11 protein-coding genes and 1 pseudogene are annotated in these 13,338 nt (G+C 72.0%); 6 read left to right on the top strand and 6 right to left on the bottom strand.

What is annotated here, in order from left to right; all coding sequences use genetic code 11:
- Positions 1 to 80: 80 nt before the first annotated feature.
- A pseudogene (locus ACFVXE_RS12250) lies at positions 81 to 346 on the top strand (aldo/keto reductase); the annotation flags it as partial.
- A 79-nt stretch (positions 347 to 425) separates the two neighbouring features.
- On the opposite strand, the gene ACFVXE_RS12245 reads toward ACFVXE_RS12250, so the two are convergent.
- Both ACFVXE_RS12245 and ACFVXE_RS12240 read right to left on the bottom strand, forming a co-directional pair.
- Complete coding sequence (locus ACFVXE_RS12245) at positions 426 to 1,562, bottom strand: serine hydrolase domain-containing protein (RefSeq protein ID WP_389670996.1); 1,137 nt, start codon at positions 1,560 to 1,562, stop codon at positions 426 to 428.
- A gap of 237 nt (positions 1,563 to 1,799) precedes the next feature.
- Complete coding sequence (locus ACFVXE_RS12240) at positions 1,800 to 2,462, bottom strand: ScbR family autoregulator-binding transcription factor (RefSeq protein WP_389670994.1); 663 nt, start codon at positions 2,460 to 2,462, stop codon at positions 1,800 to 1,802.
- 129 nt (positions 2,463 to 2,591) lie between these two features.
- Between ACFVXE_RS12240 and ACFVXE_RS12235 the strand changes: the two genes are divergently transcribed.
- A complete protein-coding gene (locus ACFVXE_RS12235) occupies positions 2,592 to 3,599 on the top strand; it encodes a ScbA/BarX family gamma-butyrolactone biosynthesis protein (RefSeq protein WP_389670992.1) in 1,008 nt (335 codons plus the stop codon).
- The gene (locus ACFVXE_RS12230) at positions 3,596 to 4,531 is read left to right on the top strand and encodes an NAD-dependent epimerase/dehydratase family protein (protein ID WP_389670990.1); all 936 of its coding nucleotides are present in this window, start codon (positions 3,596 to 3,598) and stop codon (positions 4,529 to 4,531) included. Before ACFVXE_RS12235 ends, ACFVXE_RS12230 begins: the two co-directional genes overlap by 4 nt.
- Positions 4,532 to 4,585: 54 nt before the next feature.
- On the opposite strand, the gene ACFVXE_RS12225 is transcribed toward ACFVXE_RS12230, so the two are convergent.
- Together ACFVXE_RS12225 and ACFVXE_RS12220 are read right to left on the bottom strand one after the other, a co-directional pair.
- Positions 4,586 to 5,464, bottom strand: a complete 879-nt coding sequence (locus ACFVXE_RS12225; protein WP_389670988.1) for a PhzF family phenazine biosynthesis protein — start codon at positions 5,462 to 5,464, stop codon at positions 4,586 to 4,588.
- Positions 5,465 to 5,594: 130 nt separating this feature from the next.
- Positions 5,595 to 6,368, bottom strand: coding sequence for an SDR family oxidoreductase (locus tag ACFVXE_RS12220; RefSeq protein WP_389670987.1), 774 nt, complete (start codon positions 6,366 to 6,368; stop codon positions 5,595 to 5,597).
- 275 nt (positions 6,369 to 6,643) lie between these two features.
- Here ACFVXE_RS12220 and ACFVXE_RS12215 point away from each other — a divergent pair, with 275 nt between their 5' ends.
- Positions 6,644 to 8,272, top strand: a complete 1,629-nt coding sequence (locus ACFVXE_RS12215; protein ID WP_389670985.1) for an alkaline phosphatase D family protein — start codon at positions 6,644 to 6,646, stop codon at positions 8,270 to 8,272.
- A 19-nt stretch (positions 8,273 to 8,291) separates the two neighbouring features.
- Here the strand turns inward: ACFVXE_RS12215 and ACFVXE_RS12210 are convergent, their stop codons facing one another.
- Entirely contained in the window at positions 8,292 to 9,293 is a 1,002-nt protein-coding gene (locus ACFVXE_RS12210) for a Gfo/Idh/MocA family protein (RefSeq protein ID WP_389670984.1), read from the bottom strand.
- Between the two features lie 80 nt (positions 9,294 to 9,373).
- On the opposite strand from ACFVXE_RS12210, the gene ACFVXE_RS12205 reads away from it, so the two are divergent.
- Positions 9,374 to 10,672 (top strand): multidrug effflux MFS transporter, encoded by a 1,299-nt coding sequence (locus ACFVXE_RS12205; RefSeq protein WP_389671116.1) that lies wholly within the window; start codon positions 9,374 to 9,376, stop codon positions 10,670 to 10,672.
- A gap of 131 nt (positions 10,673 to 10,803) precedes the next feature.
- On the opposite strand, the gene ACFVXE_RS12200 is transcribed toward ACFVXE_RS12205, so the two are convergent.
- Entirely contained in the window at positions 10,804 to 12,153 is a 1,350-nt protein-coding gene (locus ACFVXE_RS12200; protein ID WP_389670983.1) for a hypothetical protein, read from the bottom strand.
- A gap of 186 nt (positions 12,154 to 12,339) precedes the next feature.
- On the opposite strand from ACFVXE_RS12200, the gene ACFVXE_RS12195 reads away from it, so the two are divergent.
- Entirely contained in the window at positions 12,340 to 13,338 is a 999-nt protein-coding gene (locus ACFVXE_RS12195; RefSeq protein ID WP_389670981.1) for a small ribosomal subunit Rsm22 family protein, read from the top strand.

The following is a 13,338-nucleotide window of genomic DNA, read 5'->3' as shown; positions in this document are numbered from 1 at the left end:
CTTCGCGCGTACTTCAACTCCTGCCCTCGGCAGGCATGGAGACAGAAACGGGAAACAGGGTCCCGGGGCGTCAGGGCATCGGGACCGGGCACAGCGAACGTATTCTCGCCCGGGCCCTCGCCGGGCACCGTGATGACGTCGTCATCGCCCCACCAAGTGGGGCAACCGCTTCGACGAACGGTCCCGCACACTCATCAAGGGCGACATCACACCCGCGTACGCCCGTGCGGCGCTCGTCGCCTCACTGCGCAGGCTCGGCACCGACCGGATCGACCTCTACCAACTGCATCTCGCCGACGCGCCGCTCGACGAGGCCGCCGAACTGCGGGACGTCTGCGAGGAGTTCGGCGCCGTCCTGCCGGCATGACCGGTCGTGGGTCGCACCGGCGGATGCGGCCCACGAGCCGGTCGGCCGCCCCGCCCCGTCAGGCGTCCGCCGCGTACCGCCAGAAGTCCCGCATCAGTGCGGGCGGCGTCGGACCGGTCATCTCCAACTGGCTGAGCATGATGGTGACGGCGCCGGTGGACGGGGAGAGATGGGCCGTGGTCCCGGTGCCGCCGACCCAGCCGTAGCGGCCCGGCACGTTCCACGGATCGACCTGCTCCACATCCACCGAACCGCCGAAGCCCCAGCCCTGGCCCTCGATGAACAGCGCACTGGCCTCGCGCTGGGCCGGGGTCAGCCGGTCGGTGGTCATCTGCCGCACCGATGCGGGCGACAGCAGCCCGCCGCCGTCGGCGAGCAGCATCCGGCCGAAGGCCAGCCAGTCGTCGACCGTGGAGACCAACCCGCCCGCTCCGGACGCGAACGCGGGCATGCTGCTCCACTGTCCGGTGGGGGCGTCCACCAGCTGCGCGTCGCCGTCCGGGCCGATGCGGTAGTAGCTGGTGAACCGGTCGAGCTCGGCCTGCGGGACCACGAAGCCGGTGTCCGGCATGCCCAGCGGTTCGAAGATCCGCTCGGCCAGGAAGTCGGGCAGGGATGCGCCGGTGGCCCGGGCGATCAGCACGCCCAGGATGTCCGAGCAGGTGTTGTACAGCCAGGCCTCGCCGGGCTGGTGCAGCAACGGGATGCGGGCCAGCGTCGCCATCCACTCGTCCGGCGCCGGGGCGGCCGCCGGCTCGGGTCCCTGCTTCAGCTCGCTGAACAGCGGGGCCACCCCGGGCACCGAGAAGTCGGCCGGGAAGCCGTATCCGGCGCGGAAGGTCTGCAGGTCGAGCACGGTGATCGGCCTGGTGGCCGGCACCACGTCGTCGAGCGGGCCGGACGGCGTGCGGAGAACCTTCGGCGACGCCAGTTCGGGCAGCCACCGGTCCACCGGATCGTCCAGCCCGATCCGGCCGTCCTCGACCAGCAGCATGGCCGCCGCGGCGACGATCGGCTTGGTGATCGAGGCGATACGGAAGATCGACTCCCGGGTCATCGGGGCGGTGCCCTCGATGTCGGCCGAGCCGACCGCACTCACCTCGATCCGGTCGCCGCGGGCCACCAGGCCCACCGCGCCCGGCACCGGGCCCTTGCTGACGTGTGCTTCCAGGATGTCGTGCAGATCGGTCGCCATCGGTCCACCTTCTCCAGGTCGTGCGGTCGGAAGTAGGACTCCCGCCGTCGGCCGGATTCATCGGGCCACCGGCGCCGATACCGCCCGATCGGCCGTCTTCCTCGACGGGCCGGGCCGGCGCGGCCGAATACGGCGCCGAGAGGGCGGGCCACCCCGTCGGGGCGCGGGTGCACATGGAGAGTGCCCGATTCGGACCGTCCGGTACGGTTCCGGGCCGGATCGGGCGGTTCCGCGCGGTCAGCCGATCGCGGCGGCCTGGCTCGGCACGGTTTCCAGCCAGGCGAGCAGCCGCTCGCCGCGGTCCTCGGCCATGTCGAGAGTCGCGAGCACGGACGGTGTCGAGATGCTCGGCAGGATGTAATGCAGAAGCACCGAGATGCGGCGCCCCAAGTCCTCGCGTTTGCAGAGGACTTGGGACATCACCTGAATTCCGGAGAAGGCGCCCGCCAGCAGCTCCGCGGTCTCGCGCGGCTGGACGTGCGGCAGCAGTTCGCCCTGGCTCTTCGCCGCACTCAGCAGCAGTTCGAGCCGGTCTATCCAGGCGCGGAATGGAGTTCCCCGGTCCAGGCCCTCGACCGCCTGATCCATCGCCAGTCCGACACTGGCCCGCACCAGTGGCTCATGGCGGAGCCGATAGGCCAGAATCATTCCCTGGTCCACCAGATCCTGAAGCTTCGTCAGCTGCGGCGGCAGCGGTGCACTGTCCAGCTGGACGTCCATCACGCCGAGCGCCAGCTCTTCCTTCGAATTGAAATGGAAGTAGAGCGCGCCCTTGGTCACGCCCGCCCTGGCGAGGATCTCGCTGATGGTGGCGCTGCTGTAGCCGCGTTCATCGAATACGGCGGCGGCCGCCACCAGGATCGACCGCCGAGTCTGGATCGCGCGCGCCTGCTGTGCCATCAGCTATGAGTCTCTCTAGTCATGACGTGGTCAGCACCACAGGGGTATGGCTGGAAAGGAAAACCGGGCTGTCAGTATCTTACTGCGGGGGTGGTTGGCCTCCTACATGGATCCTCTGGGAGGAACTTCATGATTCAGCTCACCTCACGCAGTGCCGTGCTCTCACCGATAGGCAGACGCACCGAATTCTCAGGACAATTGGTCCACCGATCCGATGCCGAGGACATCTTTCCGACCGGCTGGACCCGGCAGACCGACACCCGGTTCTCGGTATCGGCCCGCTGGCCGCGCACGCACCGCTTCTTCGCTCCCGTTTCGGGCCGCTACCAGGATCCGCTGCTGATCGCGGAGACCATGCGCCAGACGACGATGCTGCTGTCCCACGCCGAGTTCGACGTTCCGGTCGGGGACCAGTTCGTGATGTGGGAGCTGAGGTACGTCTCCGCGCCCGACCGCCTCGTCCTGGGGGCGGCACGCGACGGATCAAGGGAGCCCGGCGAAGGGGCCGAAGTCCCCTCGGGGGCCTGGGACATCACCGTGGACGTCTCCTGCTCCCGGATCAGACGCCGCGGCAGCGGACTCGGCTCGATGCAGCTGGAGCTGCTGCTGCACCGCAGCGGCCGCAGGATCGCGGCCGGCGGCGGCCGGATCAGCTGCACCTCGGCCCGGGTGTACGAGCGGCTGCGCGGAGACCGCCGGTCCGTGATCGGCGCCCCGCTGCCGTTGCTCCCGTCCGTCGCACCGCACGAGGCGGGCCGTACGTCGGAGCGTGATGTCGTGCTGTCCCCGACGCCGCGCCGGAACGTCTGGAAGCTGCGGCTCGACACCGGGCACCCGACCCTGTTCGCCCGGCCCAACGACCATGTGCCCGGCATCCTGCTGCTGGAGGCGGCCAGGCAGGCCGCCAACGTCCTGGACGTCCGGCACGCCTTCCTCCCGACAGCGATGGACAACGCCTTCCTCCGCTATGTCGAGCTCGACCGTCCCTGCCTGATCGAAGCCCGGACCGTCCCGTCCGGCGACCGGTCGACGACCCGGGTGCAGGTCCGGGCCACGCAGGACGGCGAACCGGTCTTCACCAGCACCCTCGACTCCCCGGCAGCCGGGGGCGGATACCAGCGGACCGGACGGGCATGACGACACGCATCCTCCTCACCGGCGCCACCGGGTTCGTCGGCAGCCGCGTGGCGGCAGCCGCGCGCAACGCCCCCGGGACCCGGCTGCGGCTGATGACGCACCGGACCGCGCTCGCCGGGGAGCCGGAAGCCGAGACCGTGTACGGAGATCTCGCCGACCCCGCGTCCCTGCGCGACGTCTGCCGGGGCGTCGACGTCCTGATCCACTGCGCCTCGCAGATCGGCGGCGACCCGGAGACCGCAACGGCCGTCAACGACCACGGCACCCGCGCCCTGGTCGACGAGGCCCGCCGCTGCGGAGTAGGCCGGATCGTCTATCTGAGCACGGCATCCGTCTACGGCCGCGGCCCGTTCACCGGGCTGACGCCGGGCGGCGCCGAACCCGCCCCGGTCTCGGCCACCAGCCTGACCCGCGCCGCCGCCGAGCGGCACGTCCTCGCGGCCGGCGGAACCGTTCTGCGGCCCCATCTCGTGCACGGCGTCGGGGACAAGTGGGCGGTGCCGGGACTGGTCGCCCTGCTCCGGCAGCTCGGGGCCGCGCCGGCCGGGTGCGCGGCACGGCACTCGCTGATCGACGTGGAGACCCTGGGGCGGGCGCTGCTCGGCGCGGCGCTCTCACCGAAGGAACCGGTCGGTGTCTACCACGTGAACCACCCCGAACCGGTGACCTGTTCGGAGCTGCTGTCGACGGTCGTCGGAGAACTCGGACTGCCCATGACGGTCACCGGCATCGGCATGGAAGTCGCCCGCAGCCGGCTGGCCGGCGTCCCGTACGCCCTGCACCACCTCGACATGCTCGCCGTGGACCACTGGTTCGCCGACGACCGGGTCCCGCAGGACTTCGACTGCGAACCGGGCGAGGGCTTCGCGGCGTCCTTCTCCCGCCATGCCGCCTGGTACCGGCAGTGGATCGGTTTGGTCCCGCCCCGGTGACCCCGCGGTCCGGAACGCCCGGCGCGCCACCTCACCTGACCGCCGGGCCGTCGCTCACCGATCCGTCGGGATGCGTGTGCCCGTTCCGCTCACCCGCACCCGGGCGTCGCCCGCGCGCAGTTCGACCGTGAGTGTGCCGGGGCGGCCCATGTCCTGACCCTGGTGGAGGGTGAGGACCGCGGAGTCCGGGACCAGTGCCAGCTCCCGCAGGTACGCGCCGAAGGCGGCCGCCGCCGCACCCGTCGCCGGGTCCTCGACCACGCCGCCGACCGGGAACGGGTCGCGGACGTGGAAGACGGCGGAGGACTCGCGCCACACCAGCTGGACCGTGGTCAGATCGAGCCGGTGCATCAGGGCCTCGAGCCGCGCGAAGTCGTAGGCGAGGTCGGCGAGCCGCTCCCGGCTCGCCGCGGCCACCACCAGATGGCGGGCGCCCGCAAAGGCGATACGGGGCGGCAGAGCCGGGTCCAGGTCGCCGGCCGGCCAGTCCAGGGCGGCCAGTGCCTCGGCCAGGTCCTGCGGGGCGACATCGGTGACGTGCGGATCGACGCTGGTGAGGGTGGCGCGGAGCTCGCCGCCGTCCCGGTCGACGGTGACCGGGACGGTGCCCGCCCGTGTGGTGAACACCAGGTCGCCGGGGCCGCTGCGCTCGGCGAGGGCGATGGCCGTCGCGACAGTGGCGTGGCCGCAGAACGGGACCTCGGCCTTCGGGCTGAAGTAGCGGATCGTGTAGCCGCGGCCCGCGGATCCACCGGCCTCGCCGGGCCCGGTCAGGAACGCCGACTCGCTGTAGCCGAGCGACGCTGCGACCGCGAGCATCGCCGCGTCGTCGAGACCGGACGCGTCGAGGACGACGCCCGCCGGATTGCCGCCCGCCGGGTCGGTGGAGAAAGCGGTGTAGCGCAGCACCTCGGTGCCTGACAACTGGCTCATGCCGCAGCTCAACCATGCCCCGCTCCGGAGCATTCCCGGTCGGCGCGCCGGACTGCGGTCTCCGCCCCCACCGGTCGCGGCCCTGACACCGGCGCCTCGGACGGTCCCGTCGTCGGCGCGCCCGCCGTCGTCAGCCGCGGCCCACGTACGGCATCGTCGTCGCCAGGACCGTGGCGAACTGCACATTCGCCTCCAACGGCAGCTCCGCCATGTGCAGGACCGTCCGTGCCACGTCCGCCGCCGCCATCACCGGCTCCACCGCCACCGCCCCGTTGGCCTGGGGGACGCCGCTCCGCATCCGTTCGGTCATCTCGGTCTCGGCGTTGCCGATGTCGATCTGCCCGCAGGCGATCCGGTACGGACGGCCGTCCAGCGAGAGCGACTTGGTGAGCCCGGTCATGGCGTGCTTGGTCGCCGTGTACGCCACCGAGTGGGGACGCGGCGCGTGTGCGGAGACCGAGCCGTTGTTGATGATCCGGCCGCCCTGCGGGTCCTGCTCCTTCATCTGCCGGTACGCCGCCTGTGCGCACAGGAACGCCCCCGTCAGGTTCACGTCGACGACCGTGCGCCAGTCGTCGTAGGAGAGGTCCTCGACCGGGACGGAACCCGGGCCTGACGTCCCGGCGTTGTTGAACAGCAGGTCGGCGCGGCCGGTCCACTTCCGTACGGCGGAGAAGAGCGCGTCCACGTCCCCGGGGCGGGAGACGTCGGTGGGGACGGTGATGACCCGGGCGCCCGCCCCGGCCAGCTCCGCCGTCCCGGCGAGGGGGTCCGGGCGGCGTCCGGCGAGCGCGACCGACCAGCCGGCGCCGGTCAGGGCCAGGGCCACCGCGCGGCCGATGCCGGAGCCGGCACCCGTGACGACGGCCGTCCTCGCACCGGAGTTCAACAGTTTGTTGCTCATGACGCCGCAGCGTACGCCTCCGGCCTCAAGGGCCGTCCTCGGACGGCCGGTTCGGGCTCCGAGGGGTGATTCCCCGGCGTTCCCCGGCGATTCCGCCGCCGCCCGGCCGATCAGCGATGATCATCGTTTCGGTGCGTGTGCGCGCTTCGTCCTCCAGGGGCCATTACCGCCGTACTCCTCACCCGCGCGACGTCTGCGCGACGCGATCGCGACAACCGCCCGATGCGCCGGCCGGGTGGAATCTGCGCGTACACCACCAGTCAGGGGAGGGACAGATGACCTACTCATCGCACCAAGCAGAGATGCGCGAGGCCGCGCGGCACATCGGCCGCCGCCGCTTCCTCACCGTCACCGGCGCCGCCGCCGCGCTCGCCTTCTCGGTCAACCTGCCGGCCGCGGGTACCGCGAGCGCCGCGGAGCTCGGAGCCGCGGAGATCAAGGAGGACCCCTTCACCCTCGGCGTCGCCTCCGGTGACCCGCTGCCCGACTCGGTCCTGCTGTGGACCAGACTCGCGCCCCGCCCGTACGAGCCGGACAGCGGGCTGCCGGAGGCCCGCGTCCAGGTGCGCTGGGAACTCGCCAGGGACGAGGGGTTCACCCGGATCGTCCGGCGCGGAACCGCCACCGCCCACCCGGAGTTCGACCACAGCGTCCACGTGGAGGTCGGGGGGCTCGACGCCGACCGGGTCTTCTACTACCGCTTCCGCGCCGGGAAGTGGATCAGCCAGGCCGGCCGGACCCGCACCGCCCCCGCCCGGCACGCCCGCAACAGCGCGATGACCCTCGCCGCCGTCTCCTGCCAGGCCTACCACGACGGCTACTTCACCGCGTACGGCCATCTCGCGCAGGAGGACGTCGACGCCGTCTTCCATCTCGGCGACTACCTGTACGAGTACGCCGTGACCGCGGCCGGCGGAGCCCGCAACTACACCGACCGCACGCTCCCCGCCCACTTCAACCGGGAGACGGTCACGCTGGAGGACTACCGGCTGCGGTACGCGCTCTACAAGTCCGACCCGGATCTGCGGGCCGCGCACGCCGCGCACCCCTTCGTCGTCACCTGGGACGACCACGAGACCGAGAACAACTACGCGGGCGGCACCCCGGAGAACGACGTCCCGCCGGAGGAGTTCCTGCTGCGCCGCGCCGCCGCGTACCGCGCGTACTGGGAGAACCAGCCGCTGCGCGCCCCGCAGCGCCCCACCGGTCCCGACATGAAGCTCTACCGGCGCCTGCAGTTCGGCCGGCTCGCCCAGTTCGACATCCTCGACACCCGCCAGTACCGCAGCGACCAGGCGTACGGGGACGGCTGGCAGAAGCCGGGACCGGAGTCCGAGGACCCGGCGCGCACCCTGACCGGCGCCGCCCAGGAGCGCTGGCTGCTCGACGGCTGGCGTGCCTCGCGGGCCACCTGGAACGTCGTGCCCCAGCAGGTCACCTTCGCCCAGCGGCGCGATGTGCCGACCGACGACTTCAAGCTGTCCATGGACGCCTGGGACGGCTACCCGGCCTCCCGGGACCGGATCCTGAAGGGTGCGGAGGCCGCCGGGATCGACAACCTGATGGTGCTCACCGGCGACGTCCACGTCAGCTACGGCTTCGACCTGAAGAAGGACTTCGACGACCCGTCGTCCCGCACACTGGGCACGGAGATCGTCGCCACGTCCATCACCAGCGGCAAGGACGGATCCGACCGGCCGGCCTCCTGGACCAACCAGATGCAGGCCAACCCGCACATGAAGTTCTTCAACGGCCGGCGCGGGTACACGGTCGTCACGCTGGGCCGTGACCAGGCACGCGCCGACTACCGCACGGTGTCGGCCGTCACCACGCCCGGCGCGCCCGTCGCCACGGCCGGATCGTTCGTCACGGAGGTGGGGAACCAGGGCCTCACTCCGGCGTGAGGCCCCGGCCCCGTCCCGGTCAGCCCACGCGGTCCGCGGGGTAGCGGACGCCGATGCGGTCCCGTACCGCGTCGAGCGTCCGCATCACCGCCAGCGAACCGTCCAGCGGCACCAGCGGCGACTCCGTCTCGCCCGCCCGCAGCGCGCGCATCACCTCGGCCGCCTCGAACTGCATCCCGCCGAGCCCCTCGCCCGTGCTCCCCGCGGTGAACTCCTGGGGGTCGTGTCCCTGCCGGTGCAGCACGAACCGCTCCGGGTGGAAGAAACCGCGCGGGAAGTCGATCCGTCCCTTCGTGCCGGTGACCGACGCGGTCTGCGGGGTGTCCGCGACCAGCGAGCAGCCGAGCAGCGCGGTGGCGCCCGACTCCCAGCCGAACAGCATGGACGTGCTCAGGTCGACACCCTCGGGGGAGAGCAGCGCATCGGCCTGCACACGGTCGGGCTCACCCAGCAGCAGCTGGGCGAAAGACACCGGGTAGACCCCGAGGTCCAGCAGCGCGCCACCGCCCAGCGCCGGGTCCCGCAGCCGGTGGTCCGGGCCGAACGGACCCGCGATCCCGAAGTCGGCCTGCACCGTACGGATGTCACCGATGGCGCCGTCGGCGATCAGCGCGGTCAGCCGTCGGACGACCGGGTTGCAGTACGTCCACATCGCCTCCATCAGGAAGAGGCCGCGGGCCCGGGCGAGGGCCACGAGCTCCTCCGCCTCCCGGGCATTGAGCGTGAACGCCTTCTCGCACAGCACGTGCTTCCCGGCCTCCAGGCAGAGCGCGGTGGCCTCCCGGTGCGCGGAGTGCGGCGTGGCCACGTACACCACGTCGACCTCGTCGTCGGCGGCGAGCTCGGCCCAGCTGCCGTACGCCTTCGGTATCGCGAACCGTTCGGCGAACGCCTTCGCCGACGTGTCCGTACGGGATGCCACGGCGACCACTTCCGCGTCCGGCATGGCCTGCAGGTCGGCGGTGAAGGTCGCGGCGATGCCACCCGTGGCCAGCACGCCCCAACGAACGGTCCTGCTCATGCCTGCTCCCAAGAAAAAGGTCTCGACCACTCCGGCTGAGCTGAGAGCATAGAGGCGGATTCAACTATTTGGAGATGAGAATGCCGGAGACCGGCGTGAGCCGAGCCCAGCACGCAGACATATCGAACACCCCAACCGGTCCCGGTACCGGCGCACGTACCGGTGCCGCCGCCACCGCGGCCCGCCGCACCGCACTCCTCGTCACCCTCGTCCTCGGCGGCCTCACCGCGCTCCCGCCGCTCTCCATGGACATGTACCTGCCGGCGCTGCCGGCGGTCACCGACGTCCTGCACGCCCCCGCGGCCACCGTCCAGCTCACCCTCACCGCCTGCCTCGCCGGAATGGCGCTCGGCCAGGTCGTCGTCGGACCGATGAGCGATCGCTGGGGCCGGCGCCGGCCGCTGCTCCTCGGCATGGCGGTCTACGTGCTCGCCACCGCCATCTGCGTCTTCGCGCCCACCGTGGAACTCCTCATCGGCTTCCGCCTCCTGCAGGGGCTGGCGGGCGCGGCCGGCATCGTCATCGCCCGGGCCGTGGTCCGTGACATGTACGACGGCGTGGAGATGGCCAAGTTCTTCTCCACCCTGATGCTGATCTCCGGCGTCGCGCCGATCGTCGCGCCGCTGATCGGCGGACAGGTGCTGAGGTTCACCGACTGGCGGGGCATCTTCGCCGTCCTGACCGTCGTCGGCGTCGTGCTCACCCTCGTCGTGTGGAAGTGGCTGCACGAGACCCTGCCGCCGCAGGACCGGCACACCGGCGGCGTGGCCGATGCGCTGCGCACCATGCGCGGTCTCCTCGGCGACCGGGTCTTCACCGGCTACATGATCGCGGGCAGCCTCGCCTTCGCCGCGCTCTTCGCCTATGTGAGCGCGTCCCCGTTCGTGATCCAGGAGATCTACGGCGCCTCGCCGCAGACCTTCAGCCTGCTCTTCGGCATCAACTCGATCGGCCTGATCACCGTCGGACAGATCAACGGCAGGGTGCTGGTCGGCCGGGTCAGCATGGACAGGGCGCTCGGCTTCGGGCTGGGTGCCATCGTGGTCGCCGCGACCGGGCTGCTGCTGATGACGTCCGGGGTCTTCGGCGACGTCGGTCTGGTGCCGGTCGCCGCCGGGCTCTTCGTCCTGATGTCGGCGATGGGGCTCGCGATGCCGAACACCAATGCCCAGGCCCTCATGCGTACCAAGCACGCCGCGGGTTCCGCCTCGGCACTGCTCGGTACGTCGTCGTTCCTGATCGGCGCCGTCGCCTCACCGCTCGTCGGTATCGCGGGGGACCGGACGGCCGTCCCGATGGCGGTCGTCCAGGTGGTGTGCGCGGTCGGCGCGATGACGTGCTTCCTGACCCTGTGCCGTCCCTGGCAGCGGACGGCGTAGCAGCCGGGAGGGACCGCGGACTCCGCCCGCTGCCGCACCCGCCCCCGGGAGGCCCGCACCCGCCGGGGGCGCCGAGGACGGCCCCGTGACCCGTGGCCGCGGCGGGCGCACCACGCGGCACACGACAGCCCTCAGCGCGGGGCCCGCGGGTAGCCGAGCAGATGCAGCCGGTCCTTCTCGTCCGTCCACCGGAACACGCCGACCTCCGCCTTCGCCTCGGCGCCCGGCAGCCGCACGTTCGACGGCAGCCGCTCCGCCACGCCCGTGGCGACCTCGACCGCGTACGGCCGGCCGCCGCCGCTCAGCGCGTCCGTCGCGTTGCGTGCGCTCGTCGCGCCGTACGCGACGCCCTCGTCCGTGACGGACGCCAGCGTCAGCCGCTTCGAACCGTCCGGCGCCTCCAGGCAGAACCCCTTGTCCGCCGTCAGGTCGAAGGCGAGGTTGCCGGCCACCAGATAGGTCCCCGAGGGCGACATGACCGCCTGCGGGTACTGGCCCGGTTTGATGGCCACCTTGTTGCACTCCACCGTGGCCACCGGCTTCCCCGTCTCCGCGTCGTGCACCGCCCACAGGTCATGGGTCCCCGCCTGCTTCTGCCCCTTCGCGAGCTGCCACTTCGCCAGCACCCAGCCGGGGGCCACGGAGGTCGGGATCCCGCTGGTGCGGTCCGTGTGCCGCGGGGCGACGTTCCGGCTGAACCAGCCGCCCTGCACCCAGAACTCGCGCGCCCCGCTCAGCAGCAGCCCCCGGTCGGTGAGTCCGAACACCTCGGTGAGCTGCTTGCAGGACGGGCAGTCCTTCGGGTACTTGAGCGCCGACGGGGCGATCTTCGAGATCAGGCCGGTCGCCGGGTCGACCACCGCGCTGGTCGTCCGCCCGTCGCTGATCAGAATGCCGGGGCCGGAGGCGATGACGCTCGGTGCGGAGCTCCACGGCACCTCCACACGCCGCCGCGAGCCGTCCCGCACGTCGTACACATCGAGGGAGACGATCGTGTCGGCCGGGGTCAGTGCGCTCTCACCGACCTTCCCGTAGGCCCACGTGACGAAGTACTCCACGTCGTCCTTGGTGATCAGGAACAGTTTCGGGAAGTGCTTCGAGGCCGGCGGACGCCAGTTCTCGCCCTTCCAGCCGGCCCTGCCGGTCTCCGAGTCGATGGTCTCCAGCCGGTACTGGTTCTCGCCGACCCGCAGCAGATAGGCCAGACGTCCCGTCGTCCGGGAGATCGCGTAGTCGGGCGAGGTGTTGACGAGCTCCCAGCCGCTCCGGGTCGAGTACGCGGGCGGGACCGTGAGCTGTGTCGCCGGGGCAGGCCCCGCGGACGTCACCGCCGGCGCGGGCGTCTTGCTCCCGGCCTTGCTCCCGGCCTTGCCCCCGGTCCCGTCCCGGCCGCCCCCGGCGCCGCAGGTGGCCAGCAGAAGCAGCAGTGCGACCACGAGCACCCCGGCGACCAGGCTCAGACGCACGATCTTCTGTCTCATGGTCCCCTCCGATGAGCAATCCTGGCCCCGCGCCGGTCAGCGTAGCAACTGGCCGGTTTTTCCCAGCAGTTCGGACCAGGGCTTCCGGTGCGGGGGACCGGTGCCCGGCGACGGCGCGCCGGACGGACGGGTTCCGGCCGGAGAACGGCCGGAGAACAGCCGGTCGTATCCGCCTACAATTTGTCGGTGAACGTCACCCTCTCCACCGCCGAGACCCTGCGCACGGCGCTGGCCGGACTGCTCGACGGGCTGCCGCCCAAGCAGGCGGCGCGGGCCGTCGACCGGCTCATCGCCAACTACCGGGGGACCACCCCCACCGACGCCCCGGTGCTCCGTGACCGCTCGGACGTCGCCGCGTACGCCGCGTACCGCATGCCGGCGACCTTCGAAGCGGTACGGTCCGCCCTGGCCGCGTTCCGTGCGGCCGCCCCGGAGTGGACGCCCGCCACGCACACCGACATCGGCGGCGGCACCGGCGCGGCGAGCTGGGCCGTCGCCGGCGCCTGGGACGGACCGCGGACGACCGTCCTGGACTGGGCCGAGCCGGCGCTGGCCCTGGGCCGTGAGCTGGCCGAGTCCTCCGGCATCGCGGCGCTGCGCGCCGCCGAGTGGCGGCGGGCCCGGATCGGCAAGGACCTGGAGCTCGCCCCCGCGGACCTGGTGACCGTCAGCTACGTGCTCAAGGAGCTGACCGAGGAAGCCCGCACCGGCCTGGTCGACACGGCCGCGGCCGCCGCGCAGGCCGTCGTGGTCGTCGAGCCCGGCACCCCCGACGGCTACGCCCGTGTCATCGAGGCCCGTGACCGGCTGATCGCCGCCGGGATGACGGTCGCCGCGCCCTGCCCGCACAGTGGCACGTGCCCCATCGAGCCGGGCACCGACTGGTGCCACTTCTCGGCCCGGGTCAGCCGCTCCTCGCTGCACCGGCAGGTGAAGGGCGGCTCACTCCCGTACGAGGACGAGAAGTTCAGCTATGTCGTGGCGACCCGCTTCGGCACCGAACCGGTACGGGCCCGGGTCACCCGCAAGCCGCAGATCCGCAAGGGGCAGGTCCTGCTGGACCTGTGCACCCGCGACGAGGCACTGCGGCGGGACACCGTCACCAAACGCCACGGCGAGCTGTACCGGGCCGCACGGGACGTCGCGTGGGGCGACGCCTGGCCGCCGCCCCACGGTACGGACTGA

Source organism: Streptomyces sp. NPDC058231 (genome assembly GCF_042882275.1).
Classification (GTDB): Bacteria; Actinomycetota; Actinomycetes; order Streptomycetales; family Streptomycetaceae; genus Streptomyces.
This window is presented reverse-complemented; position numbering and strand designations above follow the sequence as displayed.

Coding starts and splice junctions, on each gene's coding strand:
- ACFVXE_RS12230 (WP_389670990.1), top strand. CDS start 3,596: ATGACGACACGCATCCTCCTCACCGGCGCCACCGGGTTCGTCGGCAGC.
- ACFVXE_RS12205 (WP_389671116.1), top strand. CDS start 9,374: ATGCCGGAGACCGGCGTGAGCCGAGCCCAGCACGCAGACATATCGAAC.
- ACFVXE_RS12225 (WP_389670988.1), bottom strand. CDS start 5,464: ATGAGCCAGTTGTCAGGCACCGAGGTGCTGCGCTACACCGCTTTCTCC.
- ACFVXE_RS12215 (WP_389670985.1), top strand. CDS start 6,644: ATGACCTACTCATCGCACCAAGCAGAGATGCGCGAGGCCGCGCGGCAC.
- ACFVXE_RS12220 (WP_389670987.1), bottom strand. CDS start 6,368: ATGAGCAACAAACTGTTGAACTCCGGTGCGAGGACGGCCGTCGTCACG.
- ACFVXE_RS12200 (WP_389670983.1), bottom strand. CDS start 12,153: ATGAGACAGAAGATCGTGCGTCTGAGCCTGGTCGCCGGGGTGCTCGTG.
- ACFVXE_RS12210 (WP_389670984.1), bottom strand. CDS start 9,293: ATGAGCAGGACCGTTCGTTGGGGCGTGCTGGCCACGGGTGGCATCGCC.
- ACFVXE_RS12240 (WP_389670994.1), bottom strand. CDS start 2,462: ATGGCACAGCAGGCGCGCGCGATCCAGACTCGGCGGTCGATCCTGGTG.
- ACFVXE_RS12235 (WP_389670992.1), top strand. CDS start 2,592: ATGATTCAGCTCACCTCACGCAGTGCCGTGCTCTCACCGATAGGCAGA.
- ACFVXE_RS12245 (WP_389670996.1), bottom strand. CDS start 1,562: ATGGCGACCGATCTGCACGACATCCTGGAAGCACACGTCAGCAAGGGC.